The following is a 25,918-nucleotide window of genomic DNA, read 5'->3' as shown; positions in this document are numbered from 1 at the left end:
TAAGGGAAAATAGCTAAATCGCCGAGTATGCGGGTATTTTGCCACCATTCCACTGTGAATTTATACAGATTTATTGCAGGGGATTATAGCAATGCTGTCAGGGAAGCCAACTGAGAAATCTCAATATGTGGCAATAAGCGGCTATCACTGGCCGTCATCAGGTTCTGTTGACGGTCATTAATCCAGCAAGCCTGCATACCGCAACGTAGCGCACCAGCGACATCGGTGGTCAAATCATCACCCACATGCAGAATCTGTTTGAGTGGGATATCCAGATGGTTTGCCGCTTTATGGTACATATCGCGGAAAGGCTTGGCACGGCCATGGGGGCCGGAGCGCAGCACAAACTGGAAGTATCGATCCAGACCACAGGCTTTAGGGTCGGCATTACCATTGGTGATAGCCACCAGCGGATAATGCTCCGCCAGCGCGCTCAAAGTGTCATGGGTGGCCGCTGGCACATAAATACGGCTACGCCATAGGGCAAAGTTCTCCATGGCTGCATCAGCGCCACATTGCGCCTCAGACTTACTTAAGCCATGACGTATCAAGCCCAGTTCAATCGCATGCCAACGCCACTGGGTAACATCGTGATAGATGCCCGGGTCCTGCGCCAGCAATTCAGCGCGAAAACGGTGAAAATCAGCAGCCTGTAACTGCGCCAGATTGGGATGATACTGCTGTAAGAATGCCACCGACTCTTGTTCAGTGCGGGTAATCACTGGCCGATTATCATACAGGGTGTCATCCAAATCGAAGCTAATGGCGGAAATACTCTCGAGTGGGCGATAAAAATGCATCAGGATTTGCCTCGTTTGGCGCGTGGATGAGCAGCATCATACACTGTCGCCAGATGTTGAAAGTCGAGATGAGTATAAATTTGTGTGGTCGTCAGATTGGCGTGGCCCAGTAGCTCCTGCACCGCACGCAAATCACCACTGGATTCCAACATGTGAGTGGCGAAAGAGTGGCGCAATTTGTGTGGGTGAATATGGCTGCTGACACCTTGCTTTACACCCCATTCGGCAAAGCGTTTTTGCACATTGCGCGCTGAAATTCGCTTACCGGTATTGGCTAAAAAGATAGCATCGTCACCAGGTTCAAATAACTCGCGCAGTTCCAGCCAATGCTCTAACCAGGTCACTGCGGTCCTGCCAATCGGCACTTTACGCTCTTTACTGCCTTTCCCCATCACCCAGACTTCACCGCTGGCTAAATCTACGTGTTTGCAGTTCATGCCAACCAGTTCGGATAGACGCAAACCCGCGCCATACATCACTTCCAGCATCGCCCGATCACGGACTGCCAAGGGATCATTGAGGTCGATATCCAACAGTTTATCGACCTCATCGACATCAATATTTTTTGGCAGATGGCGGCCTGAACGTGGTGTACTCACCCCTTTTGCGGGGTTGGCCTGCAATACGCCCTGACTCACCAGCCAATCAAGAAAGCTGCGCAAAGCTGAGAGGCGCAGCGCAAGGCTTGAGGAATGTAAACCGGCACGTTTACTGCGAGAAACCAGTGACCGCACCTGAGCCGCGTCAAGCTGCTGCCAGTGCACCAGGCCCATTTGCTCGCCCATTTCCATCAGTGCCTGTAGCTGGCGTCGATAACTGGTAATAGTCAATGGACTGAGCTGACGCTCAACTTTGAGATAACGCAAGAAAGCCTCTACCTGCTGGGCAAGTGAGGCACTGAATTCGGTCATACCGGCTCTATCCAACGCTCCAGCAGGCTCGGCAATAACGTTGATAACTGATTCAGCATCACGGTACCCATGCCCTGCTGATAATGTTGCGTATCACGGCTGCTGAAGATAATGACACCTAGATCGCCATCTTTGCCCAGTAACGAGAGTGCGACCGACCCTACCTGCTTGGCCTGAGGCAATAACAACAGCAGTTCCGGCCCGTTCAAACCGCCCAGATAATGGTTATCGCTCCCCAAACGCTGAATGCGTAGTGGCTCGAAGGCGTGACGGGCAAGTGCCAAATGGGTGAAATCAGACGGCGCACCAATATGCCAGCGGTCACTGAATAAGCGCACATTAGCACCTGCCAAGCCGAAGTCGCGTGCCCAGCGCTGCAAGCGATTAAGCATATCTTGCAAGCTGCTGGCCGCAGCCAAATTGCTTTGTAGTTGCAGCAAGCGATTAAACAACACTTCATTCAAGCCCGCCTGCTCCATTAGCAAGGTGATCTCTTCTTCCAACTGACCAATCTGATTACGTTGTCGCCCTAGCTGCCACTCCACCAGCGAGACACTGCCGCGAACAGGATGAGGAATATGCATCTGTTCGACCAGACGGGCATTGCGGATAAAAAAGTCAGGGTTTTGCAATAAGTACTGCATGACAGCATCGTCGTCCAACTCGATGCCAGCTAACGCCTGCTCCTCATAACTTTTCATTTAACACCCGTTCCTATAGCCAACGTAATTGGAATTGCAGGTAGGCAGCCAGCAAGCGAATCCCGATGAACTTACTTAAGTAAGTGATTCGGGTGAGTGCGCGCAGCGAACAACCCTGCAGTTTCAAGTACGCAGGATATTATAAATGAATGAAGCCATCATATACATGTGTTGCCGGCCCGGTCATATACAGTGGGTGGCCCGGCCCTTTCCAACTGATATGCAAACTGCCGCCTGGCAGTTCAACATGAACCTCTTCAGCCAACAACTCTTGCTGGATCCCCACCGCCACTGCTGCACAAGCACCGCTACCACAGGCTTGCGTTTCGCCAGCACTACGCTCATACACCCGTAAGCGAATATGCTCGCGGCTAACCACCTGCATAAAACCAATATTAGCCCGTTCGGGGAAGCGTTCATGGCTTTCCAATACTGGACCCAGCAAGGCAACATTAGCAACCGAAACATCATCAACCTGCATCACACAGTGAGGATTGCCCATTGATACCACGCCGCACAACACCGTATGTTCCGCCGCGCGTAAAATGTAGGTTTTCTCTGCTTTAGTTGCTCTGAAAGGCACCGTTTGCGGGTCAAAATTGGGCTCGCCCATATTGACACAAACCAGCTCGTCTTCAGTAACACTCAATATCATGCGGCCAGTTTGGGTACTCACACTGATATCACGTTTATTGGTCAACCCTTTCAACCGAACAAACCGAGCAAAACAACGTGCACCATTGCCACACTGAGAAACTTCGCTGCCATCGGCATTAAAAATACGGTAGTGAAAATCCAGCTCAGGATCATAAGGCGGTTCAACCACCAGCATCTGATCAAAGCCCACGCCAGTGTGCCGGTCTGCTAATCGACGAATTAACTCCGGCGAAAAGTAAACATTTTGGGTAACTGCATCGACAACCATAAAGTCGTTGCCAAGACCGTGCATTTTGGAGAACTGCATTTCATACTCCGCTGACTTTCATTTACCGGCTAAATTTGGCACGGGCAAATTAAATACTGACTCAATCTGGCTGCGATAAAAATAATTACTGCGGCCCGGCAATAGATTTTGTCTGGTTGGTACCTGACAGGTCCTGCTGGTTTCGCTCTACCTGACCACTATCCGGTTGCGCGGTTTCTACTTTTGGTTTGTCAGCGGGTGGAAAATATAACGGGCCTTTCAAGCCACAACCCGCCAGTGCGAATACCATCATCGCCGCCAGCGGCCAACATAATTCTTTTTTCATTTTTAACGCCTGTAAATTGTTTTAGCACCTATTATACCCAAAGAATCTGGCGTTGCAGGTTGGCCGCAAACGAATCCCAATGCACTTACATCGGTAATTGATTCGGGTGAGTGCACACTGCTAACCCCTGCGGCTTCAAGTATGAAGGGTATAATCGCATTAATACTTGTGATTCATGCGTCCATGCTCTCTATAATCGCAGGTGGATCATGAAAAGCAATAGGAATTGAATATGAACGATAGCGAGTTTCATCAGTTAGCCGATCAATTGATGCTTTACATTGAAGAGACACTGGATGGTTTTAGCGGCGATAGTGATGTCGATTATGAAACTAATGGCGGAGTGATGACCCTGACATTCGAAAATGGCAGTAAGATTGTTATCAACCGCCAAGAGCCACTGCATCAGGTATGGTTGGCGACTAAAGCGGGTGGTTACCATTTCAATTATCGTGAAGGCCACTGGTATTGCTCACGCAGCGGCGAAGAATTCTTCGCCAAATTATCGCAAGCGGCTAGTGCGCAGGCGGGTGAAGAGGTGAGTTTTATCTAGGCGCATGCGGCTTCAAGGACACAGGTCATTCCCCAAAGTCATTGGAGTTGCAGGTAGGCAGCCAGCAAACGCATCCCGATGAGCTGACTCAAGTCAGTGCTTCGGGGGACAAATCTGTCGGGAGCAGATTTGAACGCTGCTTGCAGCGGCCTCAACGAGGCGAGGACCACGGATGGGCCGAGTAACTAGCGCAGCTAACACCCCTGCGGCTTCAAGGACACAGGGGAAATTAATGTAACTGCAACTGCTGCGCAGGCTGGCTTGGCTCTTTGTCGACGATATATAGATGGGATAACGTGTTGCTGCGAAAAGGGATCACTTGGGTACGGCCATCTAATTGCACAATTTGGTAGAACTGCGGCAGGTTGAAGTTAATAAAGCTGGAGCCGTAGGTAAAACGGTCGTGAGACGATGAATAAAAACGGCTGACATCTCGCACCAACTCCTCTTTACTGCCCTCACAGTGGTGATAAACCTCAACGCGGTTTGATTCATCCAAAATATAAATGTTAAAGCCTTTTTCATCTGCGGTGCCTTCGAAGAAGAACTGAATGATCCCTTCGCTGGCAAAACCGTCCACCACTGGCGGCAGATGAATTTGATCGGTTTCTACCTGAATCGATAACCCATGCAGTTTGTTATTAGAAATCGCACCGTAAAATTCGACCGCATTTTCCAATTTTTGAACGGAAACACTCAGGCGTTCAAAGAACAAACCCCAGGTCTGGCCGGAAACTCGTACCGCTTTAAAACGGCCCGGTTCCTGACGGGTACTGGATAAGCGCAACTCAATACACTCGGAAACCAACTGCTGAATGCGGGTACGAATCAAACCACGCAAATGCTGGCTGTAACAGAACACATCCACTGACTCCGGCGGAGCCGCATCCTGATGCATTTTGCCTAAAATGGTTTTCAATGCTTCCAACACTGCCTGCTCACCACTGAAATGCAAGGTTCGAACTTCATTCCAGGAGTTGCGATACAGCAAATCGATACTGCCCACTAGACACTGCTGCTGCTCGCCAAAACTGAATACATCCAGTTTACGGAAATCAAAATGCACCACCTGATTGCGGAAAGCCGCTGTCGGGTCATGCTCTAAATTGACGATAATCGCCAAATGGCGAATCTCACACGGGCTATAGAGTGCTTTAGGTGTCGGTGCAGGCAAGCGCAACGGGAAGTGGTGAGAGATATCCGTCACCAATTCTTGCAATTTCACCGTATCGCACAGATTGGCGCTTTTAATATGTAGCCGTGTCTTGCTGGTCAACAGGCCGTTGAAATAGGCCCAGGACACCAGTTTGTTCAGGTAACGGTTATATTCCAGCGGCTGGTGACTCACAATCGCATCCATAGAGGGCGCTTGATTATATAAGTACCAACCCGCGCGGTTAGCACGACCTGCCGGAACATGAATGAAAGTCAGATGTTCTTCCGATAAATCCGGTGAAATTTGCGGGTTAACCAGCGTCACTTTGCCAGGTAAAGCTTCAAATGCCGCGTACAGTTTACGGGTCAAAACGCCGATATCCTGCGGACTGGCACTGACACTCAGATTGTTGCGCCGCGCGAAACGGATCAAATTGCGATAACTCTGCATCATCGCATCCAACAGCTCGTTATGCGCTTCACGTACCCGCTCAATCTTCCAGTTAGCACGGTTATCCAGCACCGCCAAACTCTCGTCACTCCAACCCCATTCACTGACCAGTTGGCTGAGGATTTCACGCCGCCAGCCGACACTCGCCGGGCTACGGGACAGTTTTTCGCACACTTTCAGATAGAAACAACGCCGCACCAAATTCAGACGGGTAGTGTCATTGATTTGGGTCAGATAGCGAGTGACGCGATCAAGCATCATGCAATAAGCATCAAGACCGAAGGCCACAATTTCACCGGCATGCAGGCGCTGTTTGATCTCCATCGCCAGCAATTGAGAATTGGGGTATTCCCACGAATACGCTTCCAGCAATAAGGTTTTTAGCACCGCCTTATAGGGCGAATCGATACTTTTATACAATTGCCACAAACTGGCACCGAAATACTCTTCGGCTGACAGGGTGCTCAAACCGCCCAAATCCAGCCACTCATTCGGTGTTAATACGCCCTGCGCATAGAGCGACAGTACGTAATCGTCATAATTATTTTCTTCTTCAACCGGAACCATATTCCACAGAATACGTTTCCCTGCCAGACGAACCGCGCTGCGGTAAAACTCATCCAGCAATAATATGTGTTGGGTTGAACCGCAATCTTCGCCCCCCAAGCTGCCACTGGCATTATGGCGGAAACGGTTTTCATCTATCAGGAAGAAGCTGACTTCAACACCCATTGATGCAGCCCATTTTTCCAGCAAACTGCATTTTTGTTGCAAGCGGTTACGCTCTTCAGAATCGAGCCAGGCCTGATGGCACACCCAAACATCAAGATCTGAAGTATGGCATTGCCCAATAGAGGAAGTGCTACCCATAGAATAGACGCCGGTAATCGGCAGTTCGCCGCCGACACTCTGTTGCAAAGGTTCGCCCCACTTGGCTTCAACCTCAGACAGATAATCCTGTTGCGTTTCATTGGACGTAAAAAGGCAGACGCCATGGGGAACGTTACCATCAAGGTAACCCGGCATCAGTGGATGATGATGATGTAGTAGGGTCGGTAGCAGACTGTAGACCTTTTGGAAGGCTGGCCCCATAGCCGCCAAGGCGCGATCGACTCGTAATTGGTTGATCGCATCCAGTCGCTGTTTCAGTGTCTCGATGTAGAGGTACAAGACGTCTCGCCTGGTTATTCCGGTGCTTAGAATTGTTCCGGTGCTTAGAAAAAAACCCGCGTCCCAGATTCGTTTATTACTTTTTTTGACTTTCAGCGAAAAATGTACTTTTTGTTGTACTGACCAAAAAACATTTTGTTTGAAGACATTTTGTTTGAATAACAATTAACGAATTATTGCTGGAAACGTGATCAATCTAACACCTTGCCGATTGACCGTAAAGCTATCCCTACAATTGTAATGTCTATCTATCCCTTTCTTAGCTGACATTCACAGGTAGCTTGGCTGATAACGACGCCGTGGTATTAAGGAAGAAGTTATCCCGCCATGTATTTGTTACAATAGCTGCTTTCTTGTGCTCTTATCCGTCGTCTTTATGTGGCTATCGCACTGACAGCATTCACTGGTCAATGATAGGATGGGCCGCAAAATATAAAACGGTAACAAGCAATGTTAGACAAAATTATTCGAATTGCCACGCGACAAAGCCCGCTCGCCTTATGGCAAGCACATTATGTTCAACATTTACTGCAAGCCAATCACCCCGGCTTGCAGGTTGAGTTGGTCCCAATGGTTACCCGTGGGGACATCATTCTGGATACCCCACTGGCAAAAGTCGGTGGTAAAGGCTTGTTCGTCAAAGAGTTAGAGCTGGCCCTACTGGAAGACCGTGCGGATATCGCCGTCCACTCCATGAAAGATGTGCCTATCGCCTTCCCTGAGGGCTTGGGTCTGGTCACCATTTGTGAACGCGATGATCCGCGTGATGCTTTTGTATCGCCACATTTTGCTCATCTCGATGATTTACCTGCGGGCAGCATCGTCGGCACCTCCAGCTTGCGTCGCCAGTGCCAATTGCGCGAGCGTCGCCCGGACCTGATTATCCGCGACCTGCGGGGTAATGTAGGCACTCGCCTTGCCAAGCTTGATAACGGCGATTACCACGCGATTATACTGGCGGTTGCGGGCCTCAATCGCCTGGGATTGGCATCGCGGATTCGCTACGCCATGCCCGCCGAGGAGTCGTTACCGGCTGTCGGTCAGGGTGCAGTCGGCATTGAATGCCGCCTGGATGACGATTTTACCCGCCAACTGCTGGCACCACTCAATCATCGTGCAACCGAGCTGCGAGTGTGTGCCGAGCGAGCCATGAACACCCGTCTCGAAGGAGGCTGTCAGGTGCCGATCGGCAGCTATGCTGAGTTAGAAGGCAACACGCTGTGGCTCCGTGGATTAGTCGGTGCGCCGGATGGTAGTGAGATCATTCGCGGTGAGCGCCGTGGCCCTGCTGAGAATGCAGAGCAAATGGGGATTGAGCTGGCCGATGAGTTACTATCACGTGGTGCGCGCGCAATATTGGCCGATGTTTATCAGGATAACCCCCCACTATGACCATTTTGGTAACCCGTCCATCTCCTGCTGGAGAGCAGTTAGTCAGTCGCCTGCGTGCGCTGGGCCGGGTTGCCTATCATGCGCCATTGATTGATTTCTCTCCGGGGATAGACCTGCCTAAACTACCGGCATTGCTCCAAGATATGCAAGCTGGCGATCTGGTATTTGCGTTATCACAGAATGCTATCCGCTACGCTAACCCACTGTTAAAAAGAAATAACCTGTTATGGCCAGCACAGTTATCTTATTATGCTATTGGCCGTACCACCGCATTGGCATTGCATACTGCCAGCCGTTTGCATGTCACCTTCCCCCCGATGGGGGAGACCAGCGAGATGCTGTTATCATTACCAGACCTGCAAACACTGTCCGGTAAAAAGGTGCTGTTACTGCGCGGTAACGGCGGGCGGGAACTGCTAGGCGAAAGCCTGGCACAGCGAGGAGCGGCAATTACCTACTGTGAATGTTATCAACGCAGCCCCATCTTTTATGATGGCAGTGAGCAAAGTGCGCATTGGCAACGTGCGGGGGTCAATATTCTGGTAGTGACTAGCGGCGAAATGTTACAACAGATCTATACTTTAGTTCCTGATTACTATCGTTCTTCGTGGCTGCTACGCTGCCGCCTGGTTGTAGTGAGTGAGCGTTTGGCTGCCCTGGCCGCCCAAATGGGCTGGCGTGATACCCGGGTGGCAGAAAATGCGGATAATGACGCGCTGATCCGCGCGCTACAAGACTTTCAATAAACCTGAAACCTGACTATGGGATGCCCAATATGACGGAACAAAATACCCCATCCGCACCAGTGGAAGAGACAACCACTGCGGTTGAGAGGCACCAACAGCCAGAACCTGAAGGCCGCCGGGAGAAACGAACCGGCCCAATTCTGGGTGCCATTGCTATTGCATTGGCTATCGCGCTGGGTGCCGGGCTTTATTATCACGGACAGCAGCAGGCTCAGTTACAAGATGTGGCGAATATCGCGCTACAAGAACAGTTGGCTGAACTAAAACAGAGCCAATTGCAGGAAAAACAGCAGCTTGAGTCATTACTACAACAGCAAGGCAAAGCGCTGGAAGCAGCAGATCGTCAGCAAACCTCGCTGATCCGCCAACTTAATGAATTACAGGAAAAAGTCGCTACTATTTCGGGTAGCGATGCCAAAACATGGCTACTGGCCCAGGCGGATTTTCTGGTGAAAATGGCGGGGCGCAAACTGTGGAGTGATCAGGATGTCGCCACCGCAGCGACTTTACTGAAAAGTGCCGATGCCAGTCTGGCTGACATGAATGACCCAAGTCTTATCGACGTACGCCGCGCACTCACCGAGGACATCAGTACCCTTTCGGCGGTAAGCCAGGTGGATTTTGACGGCATTATCCTCAAACTGAATCAGCTGTCGAATCAGGTGGATAATCTACGTTTGGCTGATAATAATACCGATGATTCGCCGATGGATGCCGATAGCGATGAGCTGTCCAGTTCATTAGCCGAATGGCGTCAGAATCTGACCAAAAGCTGGCACAGTTTTATGTCTGATTTTATTACTATCCGCCGCCGTGATAGTAGCGCAGAGCCACTGCTGGCACCGAATCAGGATGTTTATTTACGCGAGAATATTCGCTCCCGCTTGCTGGTCGCGGCTCAGGCAGTCCCTCGCCATCAAGACGAAGTGTACAAACAGTCACTGGAGACTATCTCCACTTGGGTTCGCGCTTATTTCGATGTGAATGACCCGAGCACCAAAGCTTTTCTGGATGAGTTAGAGAGCCTGAGTCAACAGTCAATCTCAATGGACGTACCTGATCAATTGAAGAGCCAGCCAATGCTGGAAAAATTGATGCAAACCCGGGTTCGTAACTTACTGGCACAACCGCCAGTTGCCGCTCAGGGGGAATAAGTATGCTGCGAGTTTTACTGTTATTCCTTATCCTGACCGCTGGCATCGTCCTCGGCCCCATGTTGGCTGGGCACCAAGGCTATGTATTGATTCAAACTGACAACTATAACGTTGAGACCAGCGTGACCGGTCTGGTGATTATATTGGTGCTGGTATTGGTCGCGTTCCTTATCATTGAATGGATACTGCGCCGTATTTTCCGCACCGGTGCCCGTACCCGTGGTTGGTTTATGGGCCGCAAACGCACCCGCGCTCGTAAGCAAACCAAAGCTGCATTGATCAAACTAGCCGAAGGGGATTTCAAGCAGGTTGAAAAGTTGCTCACTCGTAATGCCGATCATGCTGAACAACCGATGGTAAACTACCTGCTGGCTGCGGAAGCTGCCCAACAGCGTGGCGATGAATTCCGTACCAATCAATATCTGGAACGAGCAGCAGAAGTTGCTGATACAGATCAGTTGCCGGTAGATATCACCCGAGTGCGCATTCAACTGGCGCAAGGCCACGTTCATGCGGCCCGCCATGGGGTGGATCGTTTATTGGATCAAGCTCCACGTCACCCAGAAGTGCTGCGTCTGGCTGAACAGGCTTTCCTGCGTACCGGTGCTTACAGTTCATTGCTGGAAATTTTACCCGCGATGAGCAAAGTGCAGGTCCATACGCCAGAAGAAATCGCCGCATTGGAGCAGCAAGCTTATATTGGCATGATGAATCAATGTATGGCGGAAGAAGGCAGTGATGGTCTGAAACGCTGGTGGAAAGATCAAAGCCGTAAAGTCCGCAATGAGATCCCGCTGCAAGTCGCACTGGCAGAACATCTAATTGAGTGTGACGATCATGATGTCGCCCAGCAAATCATTCTGGATGGCCTGAAGCGTCAGTATGATGAGCGCTTAGTACTCCTGATCCCACGCTTAAAATCAGGTAACCCAGAGCCGCTGGAGAAAGCATTGCGCCAGCACATCAAGCAGCATGGCGCGACCCCGCTACTTAATAGCACCTTGGGCCAACTCATGCTAAAACACGGTGAATGGGAGAAGGCCCACGAAGCCTTTAAAGCAGCGCTTGAGCAGCGTCCAGACGGTTATGACTATGCATGGCTAGCTGATGCCCTGGATAAACTGCATCGCCCTGAAGATGCAGCGCAGGCGCGTCGTGAGGGGTTACTGTTGACCTTGCGGCAGAATGGTGAATCGCTCTGACCATTAGCAAAACAGCAATCTAAAGGCTCCTACGGGGCCTTTTTTCTGCTCCTGATTCGGGGGAAAAATCTGTCGGGAGTAGATTTGAACGCTGCTTGCAGCGGCCTCAACGAGGCGAGGCCCACGGATGGGCCGAGTAACTAGCGCAGCTAACAACCCCGCGGCTTCAAGTAGCAAAGAATACCCAAAGTAATTGGAGTTGCAGGTAGGCAGCCAGCAAACGCATCCCGATGAGCTTACTCAGGTAAGTGATTCGGGTAAGTATGCGCAGCTAACAACCCTGCAGCTTCAAGTACGAAGGGTATGCAAAAAAAAACGCTTGCCGGAAAGGCAAGCGTCTAAAATTTTCAGGTCTACAGACAACAATGTCGGCGCCTCACTCAACGTTATGCCCGGTATGTGATGAAGATATTCGACATCGTTTACATGGACAATAGGCACCCTAAAATCGGCTCTGCATCATCTCTGGGTTTATGAAGCTAATTTGGCTATAAACACCACGCTATCATAATAAGTGAGATGAGCATCTACAGGGTAGATATTGCACTTAGCGTGCCAACTCCATCTAACCGAGAGCAATTTCATCTAATTACCCGCAAGTAAGCGTTTAATTGACTGATAAATAATAAATTTATTTTCATCCTAATAGATGATGCGATACAACGCACCAGCCATCGCGCGACCAATACTGTCTAAGTGATCTGTCGCTACAAAACGACGTTATAACTCATCATTGTTTTTCTTTATGTTTATCATAATCTTATATGTCTCTGTTTGGAGACAAAGCCTCTGCCTTTTGTCGCAAAAAACCAACACCTATTCTTTTACCTGATAAATCACCAGTCTGGTCACCCTATAGGACTAATTTGATCAAAGGGTGCCAACAAAGGTTCTAATACAAGGAGGACAGACTGTGAGGTCGGATTAGCGACCGTCAATACAACAGGATGAAAAGAGAGGGCTATGATGGGGAATCGATATTATACCGACGAAAAAAAACCCCGCATTGCGGGGTTTCTTCTGAAATTGGTCGGCGAGAGAGGATTCGAACCTCCGACCCACTGGTCCCAAACCAGTTGCGCTACCAAGCTGCGCTACTCGCCGATTTCTTACTGTTGACTCTACATGGTCTTTCGACCTATGTCCATGTAAATATTAATGAATATCTACATGTTTGTGTGGTGCGAAGGGAGGGACTTGAACCCTCACGTCCGTAAGGACACTAACACCTGAAGCTAGCGCGTCTACCAATTCCGCCACCATCGCATGTTCCACAAAATTTGGGGTGGCTAATGGGGCTCGAACCCACGACAACTGGAATCACAATCCAGGGCTCTACCAACTGAGCTATAGCCACCATAACTTCTTTACAGCTTACTTCGTCGTACGCGGCAATCTTACCACCGCAGCTCTTGCACACAAAATTAATGGTGCGCCCGACAGGATTCGAACCTGAGACCTCTGCCTCCGGAGGGCAGCGCTCTATCCAGCTGAGCTACGGGCGCTTAGCGCCGTTGCGGGTGAGGATACTACGGTTTTAATACTTGGCTGTCTAGTGCTTTTTTAGAAGAAATGGTGTGTTTGCTTACGCTTTGCACACTCTGCCGCAAAAGTTAGCCATTAATAGCCCCCCCTTGCCTTGTTCGCTGGTTTTATAGACGTTTTATCCCCTTCATACTTGAAGCCGCAAGGATGTTCACTGCTCTCGGTACCCGACCCTTCCATGGACCGGGCCTCTACAAGACTACTTACTGCAAACAGCATTCAAATCGGTTCCCAGCAGATTCGTCATTCGCTTGCGGCCTACCTACAACGCCAATTACTTTGGAGATGTTTCAGCAACGTTGTGTTTATGCATTCTCAGTCCGAAATAACATGCCGACACCAATCCAAGGAAAATCACCCCGACTAACAAAGATAAACGGGTATCAGGGTTAATCCCCATCCCGACCAGTACACATATCAAGAAAGCGATAGTTAGATAGTTTACATACGGGAACATGATGGATTTAAACGGATGCTGCTTTAACGCTTCTTTATGTACCTGGCGGAAACGCAGCTGGCTAACGAGGACCACAAACCACGGCACCATGCCCGGTAATACACTGGCACTGTAAACATAGACAAACACCTGCTGTGGATTTGGAATAATGTAATTAAGGCTTGACCCCACCAGCAGACACAGAATCGTCACCGCAATACAGTAAACTGGCACACCGCTGGCCGACAGCTTAGTCAGGCAGGCCGGTAACTGGCGGTTTTTCGCCAGTGCATACAACATACGCCCGCCGCTATACATACCACTGTTACAGCCTGACAGTGCCGCAGTCAGCACCACGAAGTTAATAATACCCGCAGCTGAAACTATCCCAATCTTGGCAAATGTCAGGACAAACGGGCTGCCTTCCGTGCCGATACCATTCCACGGGAAGATAGTGACAATGACAAATATCGCGCCAACATAGAAAATCAGGATGCGCCATAAAATATTATTAATGGCTCGCTTTAATGTCACTTGCGGGTTTTTAGCCTCACCGGCGGTGATACCCACCAGCTCAACCCCCTGATAGGACGCCACCACAATACACAAAGCAAACATGAATCCTTTCCACCCGCCGGCAAAAAAGCCGCCATGGGCTGTCAGGTTATCAAAACCAATCGCTTGTCCGTGATTACCAAAACCGAAGAAGATAACCCCCAACCCCACCAGAATCATCACAATGATGGTGGTAACCTTGATCATCGCGAACCAGAACTCCAGCTCACCATATAATCTGACCGCCGCCAGATTAGCCAGCGCCACTATGGCCACCCCGGCAATCGCAGGTAGCCATTGTGGAATTTCTGGGAACCAAAACTGAACGTATACCCCAATCGCGGTAATTTCTGATATCCCTACCGCTATCCACATAAACCAATAACCCCAAGCCGTTAGATAGCCGAAATAGGGGCTAAGATACTTATGGGCATAGACGGCAAAGGAGCCGGCAACCGGCTCCAGATAAAGCATTTCGCCCATGGCCCGCATAATAAAGAATACAAATAAGCCAGCAATGATATAAGCCAGCAATACCGAAGGCCCGGCCCATTTTAGGGTGCTGGCGGACCCCATAAACAACCCGACGCCAATTGTCCCACCTAACGCTATCAGTTCGATATGCCGGGCTTCCAACCCACGGTGTAATCCTTTTTTCTCTTCGTTATCTGCCATATATCCTCTGTGAACTGATGATGTGTCTGCTCCGGCTTTCCCGGTTGTTTTTATTAATTAATCTATTGTTTTTATTAAAAATAGACGTTTTTCACACAAAAAAATCTAACGACTGCACCAACGTGTTCAGCCTAATGATGACTACTTTAATTTATGCAAGTTAACGAATAGGGAAACCACCCACAATAAAAGGCGATTATGAGCACATAACCCTAACCGGCCGGTATCCTTCCGTATCTGGGTCAGATTAGCAAACAGGAAACTAAAACTTTATGGAATAAAAATTAAAGAATCGATTCCAAAATGGAATTAAGGCGTGATGATATTGGTAGAAGGAATAAATGCGAGAGGTTTTATAACAGCAGGGTTGGTGAAACCCTGCCCAAAAGACAATATTACAGACGGCCGCTGTAATAATAACCAACAAACTTAAGCAACTTGAACTGACGCCGGATACGACTTGGTTGCGCCAGCAGGCGATAAAGCCACTCCAGCCCCATGTTCTGCCATATCTTAGGTGCACGTTTGACATGACCGGTAAAGACGTCATAGGTGCCACCAACGCCCATATACAGTGCATCGGGATAGAACTTACGGCAGTCACGCATAAACATTTCCTGTTTAGGCGATCCCATGGCGACAGTCACTATCGCCGCGCCACTAGCCGCTATTCTCGCAAACAGGGCTTCGCGCTGCTCTGGTGTAAAATAGCCATCCTGGCTACCCACCAGATTCACATTCCATTGCGCGCGTAATTTAGCTTCAGTTTCTGCCAACACGTCAGGTTTACCGCCCACCAAAAAGACCGGCGTCCCTTGCTGCCCGGCACGCTGCATGAGTGCTTCCCACAAATCTGCACCCGCTACCCGTGACAGCTTCGCCTGTGGGTATTTACGACGAATCGCACGCACCATACTGATACCGTCGGCATACAGATATTCAGCCTCGGTGATCAACTCACGCAACGCCGCATCATCCTCAGCTTTGAGCAGTTTCTCTGCGTTCATTGCCACCAGCGTTCCGGTCTTCACCGGGCCGCTGCTTAGCAAATGATCCAGCGTTTGAGCCATATCACGAAAGCCCCAAATCTCGAAACCACGGACATTATATTTTGGAATAACAGTATTCGGTTCCATTACGATCCTTACAGTTGGCGGCCCGTTTCAGGAGTGGATGAACGCTTCGGCTTGTTAACCCGACGCTGTAACTGTTGCGTTATCAAACCCGCGGTATCGAACAACCAATACAACAATTTTGCCAGTACCAGACAGGCACCAAAAATCACGCAGAAAAACACCACGCGTGACACAAACGAATCTAATCCTTCCCGTGCCAATACAATGATGTTAAATACCGCACCAAAACAGAAACTTTGCAGAATTGCCGCTTTATAACGGTTGTTTTCTGCTTTGCCTTGTTCGTAGAGCCAATCGAACCATTTAATGATTAATCCTACGACAATAGCACCCAGTGGAATAAACAGCACCCCGCCCATTACCACCAAAGAACCGATCAGGGTTGGAGAGATAGCCAGCCCGGAGTGATTATCCAGCACATCCCAAGTAAAGTAATTGGCGGTATTAAGTACCAAGTCTGGACGCTCCGGCCAAAGCGAACTGGGAATAAAGACATAAAAATCACGAATAATCGGTGCCAGCCCTTGGAAATCTATTTTGTCGTAGTTTTGTAGCAGCAGCCCTAGGTTTTCCCACGGCGAGAAGGTATCCCGTGTCAGGTAGAGGAAAGTGTAAAACGCCTCTGCGCCGTTCACATCCAAACCATAGCGTTTCAGGGCCAGCCAGAACATACCAACAATCCCAAAGACACCTGCCGCAGCCAACATCCACAAGGTTATCCAACCGCGAACGATACCGATAAACAGGAATAATGAGAACGCGATAATGATATTAGCGCGGGTACCGCCGACGATAACATAGGTCAGGATGCCAAACGCCACCGTGCTTGCCAGGAAGAAAAACCAGGCGCGCATATCTTGTTTCAAGAAATAGACCACCAACATCGCCGGGATAAAGAAGTAGAAAAAGCGCTTCAGTGCCACACCCGAAACATCACTGGAGAAGATTTTGCTGTAGGAATCGAGCTTAAACAACAGGAAACCATTTTGCATAAAGAAGATGCCGACAGTGCCAATAGCCACCAGTGCCAACAGTATCCAGGTCAGATTAGTTTCCACCCGATTCATGGTGAATACCGGCGCCCGTGGCTGGCTGCGCGGCTTAGTCAGGCGAGTTTTGTAACTCACATAATAAATGCCATAAAAGGCCGTGGCCGACAGCATTGCATACAATAAGTACTCAACCGGCACCACCGCGACCCCGAACTGAAACACCAGCATACAAGTCAATGGGAAGCCAAAATAGAAAGTCAGCAGGTAAAGCATTGAAAACAGCACATTGAAGTTAAAACGAACCCGCCGAAACTCCTGATAGGTTAATGTCAGGATAAAAATAACTGCCATCAGATAGACGCAGAAAAGACCACCAAATTGCCCCAGCGTCATGGGTGTTCTCCTGCGGCCAACGCCAGCGCCTGCTGCCAACCTTCGATATAATTTGGATTAAAGAAAGCGATAGATTGCTTATCCAGCCCGGCTAATTGGCGTTGTGCCTCACGGATCAACGGCTCATCCAATGAGTCACCATAGAAAAGTACCGGAATATGCTGCTCAGCCAAGTCTTGCCAGAAAGGGTTTTTGCGACTCAAGACAAAAGGCACACCAAATTGCGTTAATAAACATAAGGTGCCGATACCTTGCTGCCGATTAAAAATAAAATAGCCCAAATCGCATTCACGCAGGATATTCAGATAATCATCGAACGGGATCTGTTCTGTCAGGAGACGCAGATTTTCTGCGGCAAACAGCGCCAGCCCAGCTTGCCTGACCTGCTCGATATACAGCTCATTATTAGCCGGATACCCCATCGGCAGAATAACCCGGGCATCAGGGCCAAATTGCTGATGAATGGCCTGCAACGCCTCGATATGACGATTGGTGGTATCACCAGAGTTCCCCACCAGAATAGTCATCGGGCCAGCTAACGACTTTTCGATGTTAACCCCCGTCAATGCCGGATCCATACGGGTTGGGAAATAGAGCAACGATGCGGGCACCCGAGGATGACGCTGCTGAAAATGGATTAAGTCGCCACGGGTCGCAAAAACATGACCAACCCGCCCTTGAGCAATACGGCGCAACAGGTAAAACAGGCGAAACTTCCAGCTTTTGGCATCTTCATATAAATCAGCGCCCCAAATATGCCAGTAAACCTGGCGTGGCTTGATTTTGCCACTCAGTAGGGCCAGCCACAGGGTGGCATTAAACTGACCATGCCAGAAGAAGCGCGTGCTGCGATCAGCTTGTGCACGGGCGATAACCGCCTCAGCCAAAGCTTTCTTGCTGCTGTGCGTTTCGATATCCAACTGAGGGAATGACGAAAAAGGTGCTGTCTCTTTTGCCGCGACCATAAAATGCCGCACCTGTTCTATCGGCGCACGCGTTGCCAGCACGTCATTAAAGAAGCGCAGCACAGTCAGATTATGGTGCGGGATATCAGATCCCAGTACATGAATCAGGGTTGTCATTTTTTTCTACTGTAAAGAGTGTCTACGGTGATGAATGTCTACGATACATAATGAATACGCAGCTACAGAGCGCAAAATAGACGATATAAGTTGCCATATAGGCCTGTGCTGCACCTAAAGAGCCATTCATTGGAATTAACCAATGGGCAAACCCGGTCAACAGTAAGAACTGACTCACTTCCGTCAGAATGTAAAAGCGCAAAGAGGCTTTGGCAATCACCAGATAGCCAAACACATACGACCCGACTTTCAACACATCGCCCACCAACTGCCAGGCAAAAAGGTCACGCATGGCGGTAAACTGGTGCGAAAACAGCAGCCAGATAGCAAAATCACGTAACAGCCACACCATCAAACTGGCGGTCGCCACTGCCGGTAAGACAAACTTCAGTGAGCGCAGGATTTCACGAGAGATATCCGCTTTAGCTTTGAGCCTTGAGAGTGTGGGTAGCAAATAGACCGTAAATGACGCCGTAATAAATTGTAGATAAGCATCTGAAATACTGCTTACCCCCTGCCAGATCCCGACGGCATCCCAACCATACTGATCTGCCAGCAAGTTACGCATCATCACATAGGCGACTGGCAAGGTCACTGAGGTAATCAGTGCCATGATGGTAAACTTACCTAAATGGCTGGCTAATGCCTTGTCCCAGCTAAGTTTAAGATAACTTAGGGGGATAGTCTTGCGGCGAATCAGCATGGCTGCCGCAGGTATCACCACCAGCGCGGGGACTAATGCCAACCCCACTAATGCGCCGGGATAACCGCCGATACGAAAGCAAAGATAATACGCCACGACACCAATCAGACTGCCGCCTATCACCGCCAGCGCATTACCCATGGCGTCGCGATAGCCTTTGAGGATCGCCAGAAACAGGTTGGCGTAGGCAATACCCATCTGGATAAGCACCACTGCGCGCACCACATTCTGGTAATCCCCATGGCCGAATAACGCAAAACTAACAGGTTTAGCTGCCAGCAAAAAAATTAACGCCAGCAGAGTGGAGAACCCCAACACTATCGCTGAAGAGGTACCCAGCACCGCACGTAAACGTTCAGGTTGTTGATGATATTCAGCAACATACTTAGTAATACCGTTAAAGATACCCGCGCCGGAGAGCACGCCTAATACCGTAATTAGCTGGCGAAAATTACCTGCCTGCCCAACGCCGCTGGGACCAAAGGTCACCGCCAGCAGCTTAACCACTAACAACCCTACGCCGATTTTAATCAGCGTAGAGCCAGCAGTCCAAATCGATGCTTTTGCCAGAGACATATCAGGCGAAGAAACTCAGAACAGTATTAATGACCGTTTTCTGATTCACATCAGTCAGGTTAAAGAAGATAGGCAAGCGAACCAGACGCTCACTCTCCTTAGTGGTAAAGCGGTCTTCACCCGCCATACGGCCAAATGCCTCACCTGCCGGGCAACCATGCAACGGAATATAATGGAATACCGCCATAATCTCAGCTTCTTTTAAGTAGCTGATAAAATCAGAACGATCGTCAATATCGCGTAGTTTGATATAAAACATATGCGCATTTTGCGCCACATCACCGGGGATCACTGGCAAATCAATGCGCCCAGCATCAGCCAACGGTTTGAAAGCATCATAATAGGTTTGCCACAGCGCCAAACGGCGTTGGTTAATCTGTTCTGCGGCTTCCAACTGGCCCCACAGATACGCGGCCTGTAAGTCAGACATCAGATAGCTAGAGCCGATATCACGCCAGGTATATTTATCGACCTGCCCACGGAAGAACTGGCTACGGTTGGTACCTTTTTCGCGAATGATTTCAGCGCGATCTATCAGTAACGGGTCATTAATGAGCGTCGCGCCACCTTCACCGCCAGCCGTGTAATTCTTGGTTTCATGGAAACTAAAGCAGCCGATATGGCCAATAGTCCCCAACGCTTTGCCTTTGTAGGTGGACATCACGCCCTGAGCGGCATCTTCTACCACAAACAAATTATACTTTTTCGCCAACGCCATAATGGTATCCATCTCACAGGCAACACCGGCATAATGGACTGGCACGATAACCTTGGTTTTATCGGTAATCGCTGCTTCAATCTTGGTTTCATCGATATTCATGGTATCTGGGCGGATATCGACAAACACCATTTTTGCCCCACGCAGCACAAAGGCATTCGCGGTGGAAACAAAGGTGAAACTCGGCATGATCACTTCGTCGCCGGGTTTGATATCCAGTAACAACGCAGCCATTTCCAGTGAGGCGGTGCAAGAAGGTGTCAGTAAAACTTTCGGACAACCGAAACGCTGCTCCATCCACTGCTGACAGCGACGGGTAAACCCACCATCACCGCATAATTTACCGCTAGCCATCGCGGCCTGCATATAACCAAGTTCGGTGCCTACTACCGGTGGAGCGTTAAATGGAATCATCTCATCCCCTGCATAACCAATACGCGGTGCTCTCAATAGCAGCACCACTGCGAATATAAAGACGTAAAGCAGCAATATTGCTCATCTGTGTGGCTACCCGTAATCGCTGTAACCCATGACTCTGGCACCACTGCTTTGCCGCCGACATTAACGATGAACCAACACCTTTACCCTGTGCCTCGGGGAATACCGCCAACAAGCCAATACGCGCACTGCCATCTTGCAAGTCTCGTAGCGTCACAAACCCCGCTGGCTGGCCCAACGTATCAGTCACCAATAAACATTGATGGTCGAACGTGCCCAATACGGCTTTTTCTGCCCACAATGCATAAAATCGGCCACTGTCCTGCGGGTCATACCACGGCGCACGGAAACGACTTAATGCAAAGGCATTGGTGGCGACGCTGCGCAATTGCGGGATATCCGCCGCCGTTGCAACTCGGTGTCTGGATACAGTGACATCTGCCTCAGATAAAGCATTTTCCGTGCCAATTACATTTTTTACATCAATGGCTAACGAGAGATCGACTTCTCCTTCAACCAGATGGAAATCAAGTTGACCAAGAGAGTCAATGAGATCAAGGCGATGGGTAGGTACTTTAGCTTGGGTAAGCGTAAAAGTGTCCAACTCAGCCGGATTAAGCTGCGGGGCTGAGTCGGAGAAAATCAGTTTTGCACTGTGGCGCTGGAAAAATTCACTTTCCCAGTCCAAGGGCTCAATACTGGCGTGGACGGGCATGTAACAGATCCAATAGATATTTGCCGTAACCGGTTTTGGCTAGTGCAGTCGCCGCACGCCTGACACCGTCATCATCCAACCAGCCATTACGCCAGGAGATCTCTTCCAGACAGGCAATTTTGAAACCTTGACGTTTTTCAACGGTTTGTACAAAGGTACTGGCCTCAATCAGGCTGTCATGCGTTCCTGTGTCCAGCCAGGCAAAACCACGGCCTAAGAGCTCAACGGTTAATTCATCACGTTCCAGATACATCTGGTTGATACTGGTAATTTCCAGTTCACCACGCGACGATGGTTTAACTTTTTTGGCAAAATCAACAACTTGGTTATCATAAAAATAAAGCCCGGTCACCGCCCATTTGGATTTAGGCTGACTTGGTTTCTCTTCGATAGACAACGCGCGGAAATTGTCATCAAACTCCACCACACCAAAACGCTCGGGATCCATCACCTGATAACCGAAAACGGTTGCCCCTTTGGTCCTTTCCGCCACATGTTTCAGTTTCGGGCTAAAACCTTGACCAAAGAAGATATTATCGCCAAGAACCAAGCAGCAAGGTTCATTGCCGATAAATTCTTCCCCGATAATAAATGCCTGTGCCAATCCGTCGGGACTCGGTTGTGCGGCATAACTCAGATGAATACCAAACTCATCACCATTACCCAGCAAGCGCTGAAACGACGGCAAATCTTCTGGGGTGGAAATAATCAAGACGTCACGGATCCCTGCCAGCATCAGCACTGACAGCGGATAGTAAATCATCGGTTTATCATAGACGGGAAGCAGTTGCTTAGAAACGCCACGGGTGATGGGGTGCAAACGGGTACCAGAACCACCAGCCAGAATTATGCCTTTCATACGATCTCCTGAAACATACAATCTCCTGAAACCATCAGGCAGACGTTATACACAGGCAAAACATCATGCAAACTACTGGATGACGTCATCCCAGTGATTAATAGACTACGAACCTATCGTCAGTCACTTAAGCCCAAACGCTCACCCGCGTAAGAACCATCCTGAACCCGCCGCCACCACGATTCATTATTCAAATACCACAATACGGTTTTGCGGATGCCACTTTCGAAGGTTTCCTGTGGCCGCCAGCCTAATTCCCGCTCAATTTTGCCGGCATCGATGGCATAGCGCATATCATGGCCTGGACGGTCTTTGACATAAGTAATCAGGTCACGGTAATGCACAATTCCGGCCGGTTTGGCGGGGATAAGTTCATCCAGAAGTGTACAAATGGTCTCAACCACCTCAATATTTTTGCGCTCATTATGGCCGCCAATATTGTATGTTTCGCCCACCACACCTTCGGTAACCACCTGATACAAGGCCCGCGCGTGGTCTTCGACATACAACCAGTCGCGTACCTGTGCGCCATTGCCATACACCGGCAACGGTTTACCCGCCAGTGCATTCAGAATAACCAGTGGTATCAACTTCTCAGGGAAATGATATGGACCATAGTTATTTGAGCAATTAGTTACCAGCGTCGGTAGGCCATAAGTCCGCAACCAGGCACGAACTAAATGGTCACTGGACGCCTTAGACGCTGAATAAGGGCTGCTTGGCGCATAAGGTGTGGTTTCAGTAAACAGATCATCAGTACCGTGCAGATCGCCATATACCTCATCGGTCGAGATATGGTGGAAGCGAAACGCCTGCTTCGCCTCAGCACTCAGTTGCTGCCAGTAATGACGCGCCGCCTCTAACAGGGTGTAAGTGCCCACCACGTTAGTTTCGATAAAGGCCGCAGGGCCATCAATCGAGCGGTCCACATGGCTTTCTGCCGCCAGATGCATCACCACATCCGGCTGATAGTGCGCAAAAACCCGATCCAATTCGGCGCGATCGCAGATATCTACCTGCTCAAAAGCATAACGTTCGTTCTGGGCGACAACAGCTAGTGACTCCAGATTACCGGCGTAAGTGAGCTTATCCACCACCACTACGCTGTCTGAAGTGCCATCGATAATATGTCTTACCACCGCAGAGCCGATAAAACCGGCCCCGCCTGTGACTAGAATACGTCTCAACGCCATACTCCTTTGGTGTCAACAATCCACGATTGCTTCACATCTTCAGGTTTAATTGCTTTGAATTGGCGGTGATCGACCAACATCACCAGCACATCCGCTTGCTGCAACGCAGTCGCGGTGTCTTTCAGTGTCACGTGACCTGCCAGTGATTTTGGCAGTTGCTCAACATTAGGTTCAACTACCAATGTTTCGCCGATATGCCATTCGGCGATCAAATGGGCAATTTCGACTGCCGGGCTTTCACGCAGGTCATCAATATTGGGTTTAAATGCCAAGCCAAAGCAGGCAATTTTTACTTCAGAGGCGCGCTTATTGGTGGCAGCCAAACAATCAGCAACGGCGGCTTTAACCCGATCCACCACCCACAATGGTTTGCCGTCATTCACCAAACGTGCCGTGTGGATCAAGCGTGCCAATTGTGGATTCTGTGAAACGATAAACCATGGATCAACCGCGATACAGTGACCGCCCACACCTGGACCTGGCTGCAAAATATTTACGCGTGGGTGACGGTTCGCCAGGCGAATCAGTTCCCACACATTGATGCCCTGCTCATCACAAATCAGTGACAACTCATTGGCAAAAGCAATGTTAACGTCGCGGAAGCTGTTTTCCGTCAGCTTACACATCTCAGCGGTGCGGGAGTTAGTCACCACACATTCGCCTTCGAGGAAGATTTTATACAACTCACTGGCACGGGCGGAGCATTTCGGCGTCATACCACCGATAACGCGGTCATTCTGAATCAGTTCAACCATGACCTGACCGGGTAACACACGTTCAGGGCAGTAGGCGATGTTGATATCAGCATCTTCACCGGCTTGCTGTGGGAAGCTCAGATCCGGGCGCACTTCAGCCAGCCATTGGGCCATTTGTTCAGTCGCACCAACTGGAGAGGTGGATTCCAGAATGACCAGATCACCTTTTTTCAATACTGGGGCGATAGATTTAGCGGCTGATTCAACATAAACCATATCCGGTTCGTGATCGCCTTTAAACGGTGTCGGTACGGCAATAAGAAACGCATCAGCTGCCAGCGGTTTGGTCACCGCTTGCAGGTAACCGCCTTCAACAGCAATCTTCACCACTTTATCTAAATCCGGCTCCACGATATGGATAGCACCGCGATTAATGGTTTCAACAGCATGGGCGTTGACATCAACCCCAATCACTTTCTTCTTGCGCGACGCGAAAGCAGCAGCAGTTGGCAGACCAATGTACCCAAGACCGATAACAGAAATAGTTTCAAAACTCATAACGTCACCTGATGATTCTTTAAAGCTTCAAGGATGCGTTGACAGGCATGCCCGTCACCGTAAGGATTATGCGCCCGTGTCATTTGATGATAGGCAGTTTCATCAGTGAGCAAGCGGGTCACTGCATCGACAATTTTATTAATATTAGTGCCAACCAACAGAACCGTACCGGAATCGACTGCTTCCGGGCGTTCGGTGGTATCACGCATCACCAGCACCGGCTTACCTAATGAAGGCGCTTCTTCCTGAATACCGCCAGAATCGGTCAGGATCAGGTAAGCGTGGTTCATCAGATAAACGAATGGCAAGTAATCTTGCGGGTCAATCAGAATGATATTATCAATACCCTTCAAGATACGATTGACCGGCTCACTGACATTCGGGTTGAGATGCACCGGATAAACCACCTGCACCTCGGGGTGCTTAAGGGCAATTTCAGCTAACGCACTGCAAATCCGCTCAAAACCACCACCAAAGCTCTCACGACGGTGACCCGTGACCAAAATCATCTTCTTACTGGTATCAAGGAACGGGTAGCGTTGCGCCAGGCTGGAGCGTAACTCCGGGTTATTCATCACCCGATCCCGCACCCAGAACAGCGCATCGATCACCGTATTGCCGGTGACAAAAATGCGGTTCGCCGGCACCATCTCACGGAGCAGGTTTTGGCGGGAATTCTCGGTCGGCGCGAAATGGTACATAGCAAGATGCCCCGTCAGTTGACGGTTGGCCTCTTCCGGCCACGGAGAATAGAGATTCCCTGTGCGCAATCCAGCCTCGACGTGGCCGACAGGAATACGGTGATAAAATGCTGCCAGGCTGGTTGATAGTGTCGTGGTCGTATCGCCATGAACCAAAATAACGTCTGGCTTAAATTCTGCTAGAACAGGCTTTAACCCTTCCAAAATACGGCAGGTTATTTCCGTCAATCCCTGTCCCGGTTTCATGATATTTAAATCATAGTCCGGTTGAATCTCAAATAAGCGTAACACTTGATCCAGCATCTCGCGATGCTGGGCCGTCACGCAGACTCTCGATTCAAAGGCTTCATCCTGAGCCAAGGCATGCACCAGAGGAGCCATCTTAATGGCTTCAGGCCGGGTGCCAAAAACAGTCAACACTTTCACAGTGAATCTCTTTAAGGTCAGTTAGCCGCAGACAACG

General features: G+C 49.7%; 22 protein-coding genes and 4 tRNA genes. 5 read left to right on the top strand and 21 right to left on the bottom strand.

What is annotated here, in order from left to right; translation table 11 throughout:
• Positions 1–83: 83 nt before the first annotated feature.
• The 5 genes from yigB to lptM form a co-directional block, all read right to left on the bottom strand.
• A complete protein-coding gene (yigB, locus tag V2A84_RS20255) occupies positions 84–800 on the bottom strand; it encodes a 5-amino-6-(5-phospho-D-ribitylamino)uracil phosphatase YigB (RefSeq protein ID WP_083161913.1) in 717 nt (238 codons plus the stop codon).
• Positions 800–1,711, bottom strand: coding sequence for a tyrosine recombinase XerC (xerC, locus tag V2A84_RS20250; RefSeq protein WP_083161911.1), 912 nt, complete (start codon positions 1,709–1,711; stop codon positions 800–802). Before xerC ends, yigB begins: the two co-directional genes overlap by 1 nt.
• Positions 1,708–2,412, bottom strand: a complete 705-nt coding sequence (locus tag V2A84_RS20245) for a DUF484 domain-containing protein (RefSeq protein WP_083161909.1) — start codon at positions 2,410–2,412, stop codon at positions 1,708–1,710. The genes xerC and V2A84_RS20245 overlap by 4 nt, the downstream gene beginning before the upstream one ends.
• A 139-nt stretch (positions 2,413–2,551) precedes the next feature.
• Complete coding sequence (gene dapF, locus V2A84_RS20240) at positions 2,552–3,376, bottom strand: diaminopimelate epimerase (protein ID WP_083161907.1); 825 nt, start codon at positions 3,374–3,376, stop codon at positions 2,552–2,554.
• A gap of 85 nt (positions 3,377–3,461) precedes the next feature.
• A complete protein-coding gene (gene lptM / locus V2A84_RS20235; protein WP_083161905.1) occupies positions 3,462–3,662 on the bottom strand; it encodes an LPS translocon maturation chaperone LptM in 201 nt (66 codons plus the stop codon).
• 232 nt (positions 3,663–3,894) lie between these two features.
• Between lptM and cyaY the strand changes: the two genes are divergently transcribed.
• Positions 3,895–4,215 (top strand): iron donor protein CyaY, encoded by a 321-nt coding sequence (cyaY, locus tag V2A84_RS20230; RefSeq protein WP_083161903.1) that lies wholly within the window; start codon positions 3,895–3,897, stop codon positions 4,213–4,215.
• Positions 4,216–4,444: 229 nt separating this feature from the next.
• On the opposite strand, the gene V2A84_RS20225 is transcribed toward cyaY, so the two are convergent.
• Positions 4,445–6,991, bottom strand: coding sequence for a class I adenylate cyclase (locus V2A84_RS20225; protein ID WP_083161901.1), 2,547 nt, complete (start codon positions 6,989–6,991; stop codon positions 4,445–4,447).
• A 450-nt stretch (positions 6,992–7,441) separates the two neighbouring features.
• Here V2A84_RS20225 and hemC point away from each other — a divergent pair, with 450 nt between their 5' ends.
• The 4 genes from hemC to hemY are packed head-to-tail and all read left to right on the top strand — an operon-like array spanning position 7,442 to position 11,485.
• On the top strand, positions 7,442–8,383 hold the full coding sequence (hemC, locus tag V2A84_RS20220; protein WP_083161898.1) for a hydroxymethylbilane synthase: 942 nt from the start codon (positions 7,442–7,444) through the stop codon (positions 8,381–8,383).
• Positions 8,380–9,129, top strand: coding sequence for a uroporphyrinogen-III synthase (gene hemD / locus V2A84_RS20215; protein ID WP_083161896.1), 750 nt, complete (start codon positions 8,380–8,382; stop codon positions 9,127–9,129). The genes hemC and hemD overlap by 4 nt, the downstream gene beginning before the upstream one ends.
• Positions 9,130–9,158: 29 nt before the next feature.
• Entirely contained in the window at positions 9,159–10,283 is a 1,125-nt protein-coding gene (gene hemX, locus V2A84_RS20210; protein ID WP_083161894.1) for a uroporphyrinogen-III C-methyltransferase, read from the top strand.
• A gap of 2 nt (positions 10,284–10,285) precedes the next feature.
• Complete coding sequence (gene hemY / locus V2A84_RS20205) at positions 10,286–11,485, top strand: protoheme IX biogenesis protein HemY (RefSeq protein WP_083161892.1); 1,200 nt, start codon at positions 10,286–10,288, stop codon at positions 11,483–11,485.
• Between the two features lie 1,027 nt (positions 11,486–12,512).
• Here hemY and V2A84_RS20200 read toward each other — a convergent pair.
• The 15 genes from V2A84_RS20200 to wecB form a co-directional block, all read right to left on the bottom strand.
• Positions 12,513–12,589 (bottom strand) — tRNA-Pro (locus V2A84_RS20200).
• A 75-nt stretch (positions 12,590–12,664) separates the two neighbouring features.
• Positions 12,665–12,751, bottom strand: a tRNA-Leu gene (locus V2A84_RS20195).
• A gap of 15 nt (positions 12,752–12,766) precedes the next feature.
• A tRNA-His gene (locus tag V2A84_RS20190) sits at positions 12,767–12,842 on the bottom strand.
• A gap of 71 nt (positions 12,843–12,913) precedes the next feature.
• Positions 12,914–12,990 (bottom strand) — tRNA-Arg (locus V2A84_RS20185).
• Between the two features lie 314 nt (positions 12,991–13,304).
• Positions 13,305–14,696, bottom strand: coding sequence for a bifunctional threonine/serine APC transporter ThrP (thrP, locus tag V2A84_RS20180; RefSeq protein ID WP_083161890.1), 1,392 nt, complete (start codon positions 14,694–14,696; stop codon positions 13,305–13,307).
• A gap of 395 nt (positions 14,697–15,091) precedes the next feature.
• Positions 15,092–15,832 (bottom strand): lipopolysaccharide N-acetylmannosaminouronosyltransferase, encoded by a 741-nt coding sequence (wecG, locus tag V2A84_RS20175; RefSeq protein ID WP_083161888.1) that lies wholly within the window; start codon positions 15,830–15,832, stop codon positions 15,092–15,094.
• A gap of 8 nt (positions 15,833–15,840) precedes the next feature.
• Positions 15,841–17,217, bottom strand: a complete 1,377-nt coding sequence (wzyE, locus tag V2A84_RS20170) for an ECA oligosaccharide polymerase (RefSeq protein WP_083161886.1) — start codon at positions 17,215–17,217, stop codon at positions 15,841–15,843.
• Positions 17,214–18,299 (bottom strand): TDP-N-acetylfucosamine:lipid II N-acetylfucosaminyltransferase, encoded by a 1,086-nt coding sequence (locus V2A84_RS20165; RefSeq protein WP_083161884.1) that lies wholly within the window; start codon positions 18,297–18,299, stop codon positions 17,214–17,216. Before V2A84_RS20165 ends, wzyE begins: the two co-directional genes overlap by 4 nt.
• A gap of 22 nt (positions 18,300–18,321) precedes the next feature.
• Positions 18,322–19,578 carry a lipid III flippase WzxE gene (wzxE, locus tag V2A84_RS20160; protein WP_442849031.1) on the bottom strand — a complete coding sequence of 419 codons (1,257 nt, stop codon included), beginning with the start codon at positions 19,576–19,578 and terminating at the stop codon, positions 18,322–18,324.
• Position 19,579: 1 nt separating this feature from the next.
• On the bottom strand, positions 19,580–20,710 hold the full coding sequence (gene rffA, locus V2A84_RS20155; protein ID WP_083161880.1) for a dTDP-4-amino-4,6-dideoxygalactose transaminase: 1,131 nt from the start codon (positions 20,708–20,710) through the stop codon (positions 19,580–19,582).
• 1 nt (position 20,711) lies between these two features.
• On the bottom strand, positions 20,712–21,449 hold the full coding sequence (gene rffC / locus V2A84_RS20150; protein WP_083161878.1) for a dTDP-4-amino-4,6-dideoxy-D-galactose acyltransferase: 738 nt from the start codon (positions 21,447–21,449) through the stop codon (positions 20,712–20,714).
• Positions 21,427–22,308 carry a glucose-1-phosphate thymidylyltransferase RfbA gene (rfbA, locus tag V2A84_RS20145; RefSeq protein ID WP_420073276.1) on the bottom strand — a complete coding sequence of 294 codons (882 nt, stop codon included), beginning with the start codon at positions 22,306–22,308 and terminating at the stop codon, positions 21,427–21,429. The genes rffC and rfbA overlap by 23 nt, the downstream gene beginning before the upstream one ends.
• A 119-nt stretch (positions 22,309–22,427) precedes the next feature.
• Positions 22,428–23,501, bottom strand: a complete 1,074-nt coding sequence (gene rffG, locus V2A84_RS20140; protein WP_193784762.1) for a dTDP-glucose 4,6-dehydratase — start codon at positions 23,499–23,501, stop codon at positions 22,428–22,430.
• The gene (gene wecC, locus V2A84_RS20135; protein ID WP_083161874.1) at positions 23,492–24,754 is read right to left on the bottom strand and encodes a UDP-N-acetyl-D-mannosamine dehydrogenase; all 1,263 of its coding nucleotides are present in this window, start codon (positions 24,752–24,754) and stop codon (positions 23,492–23,494) included. Before wecC ends, rffG begins: the two co-directional genes overlap by 10 nt.
• A complete protein-coding gene (gene wecB / locus V2A84_RS20130) occupies positions 24,751–25,881 on the bottom strand; it encodes a non-hydrolyzing UDP-N-acetylglucosamine 2-epimerase (RefSeq protein ID WP_083161872.1) in 1,131 nt (376 codons plus the stop codon). The genes wecC and wecB overlap by 4 nt, the downstream gene beginning before the upstream one ends.
• Between the last annotated feature and the right edge of the window lie 37 nt (positions 25,882–25,918).

Origin of the sequence: Yersinia sp. 2553 StPb PI, from assembly GCF_052217105.1 — a bacterium.
Taxonomy (GTDB): Bacteria; Pseudomonadota; Gammaproteobacteria; order Enterobacterales; family Enterobacteriaceae; genus Yersinia; species Yersinia enterocolitica_E.
Note: the sequence above shows the minus strand (reverse complement) of the source record. Positions and strands in the feature narration are given on the sequence as shown.

Excerpts from the sequence above, each read along its gene's own strand:
- wzyE (WP_083161886.1), bottom strand. The coding sequence starts at position 17,217 with ATGACGCTGGGGCAATTTGGTGGTCTTTTCTGCGTCTATCTGATGGCA.
- xerC (WP_083161911.1), bottom strand. The coding sequence starts at position 1,711 with ATGACCGAATTCAGTGCCTCACTTGCCCAGCAGGTAGAGGCTTTCTTG.
- hemY (WP_083161892.1), top strand. The coding sequence starts at position 10,286 with ATGCTGCGAGTTTTACTGTTATTCCTTATCCTGACCGCTGGCATCGTC.
- V2A84_RS20245 (WP_083161909.1), bottom strand. The coding sequence starts at position 2,412 with ATGAAAAGTTATGAGGAGCAGGCGTTAGCTGGCATCGAGTTGGACGAC.
- V2A84_RS20165 (WP_083161884.1), bottom strand. The coding sequence starts at position 18,299 with ATGACAACCCTGATTCATGTACTGGGATCTGATATCCCGCACCATAAT.
- yigB (WP_083161913.1), bottom strand. The coding sequence starts at position 800 with ATGCATTTTTATCGCCCACTCGAGAGTATTTCCGCCATTAGCTTCGAT.
- wzxE (WP_442849031.1), bottom strand. The coding sequence starts at position 19,578 with ATGTCTCTGGCAAAAGCATCGATTTGGACTGCTGGCTCTACGCTGATT.
- wecG (WP_083161888.1), bottom strand. The coding sequence starts at position 15,832 with ATGGAACCGAATACTGTTATTCCAAAATATAATGTCCGTGGTTTCGAG.
- cyaY (WP_083161903.1), top strand. The coding sequence starts at position 3,895 with ATGAACGATAGCGAGTTTCATCAGTTAGCCGATCAATTGATGCTTTAC.
- rffC (WP_083161878.1), bottom strand. The coding sequence starts at position 21,449 with ATGCCCGTCCACGCCAGTATTGAGCCCTTGGACTGGGAAAGTGAATTT.
- rffG (WP_193784762.1), bottom strand. The coding sequence starts at position 23,501 with ATGGCGTTGAGACGTATTCTAGTCACAGGCGGGGCCGGTTTTATCGGC.
- dapF (WP_083161907.1), bottom strand. The coding sequence starts at position 3,376 with ATGCAGTTCTCCAAAATGCACGGTCTTGGCAACGACTTTATGGTTGTC.
- thrP (WP_083161890.1), bottom strand. The coding sequence starts at position 14,696 with ATGGCAGATAACGAAGAGAAAAAAGGATTACACCGTGGGTTGGAAGCC.
- hemD (WP_083161896.1), top strand. The coding sequence starts at position 8,380 with ATGACCATTTTGGTAACCCGTCCATCTCCTGCTGGAGAGCAGTTAGTC.
- wecC (WP_083161874.1), bottom strand. The coding sequence starts at position 24,754 with ATGAGTTTTGAAACTATTTCTGTTATCGGTCTTGGGTACATTGGTCTG.
- lptM (WP_083161905.1), bottom strand. The coding sequence starts at position 3,662 with ATGAAAAAAGAATTATGTTGGCCGCTGGCGGCGATGATGGTATTCGCA.
- rffA (WP_083161880.1), bottom strand. The coding sequence starts at position 20,710 with ATGATTCCATTTAACGCTCCACCGGTAGTAGGCACCGAACTTGGTTAT.
- rfbA (WP_420073276.1), bottom strand. The coding sequence starts at position 22,308 with ATGAAAGGCATAATTCTGGCTGGTGGTTCTGGTACCCGTTTGCACCCC.
- hemC (WP_083161898.1), top strand. The coding sequence starts at position 7,442 with ATGTTAGACAAAATTATTCGAATTGCCACGCGACAAAGCCCGCTCGCC.
- hemX (WP_083161894.1), top strand. The coding sequence starts at position 9,159 with ATGACGGAACAAAATACCCCATCCGCACCAGTGGAAGAGACAACCACT.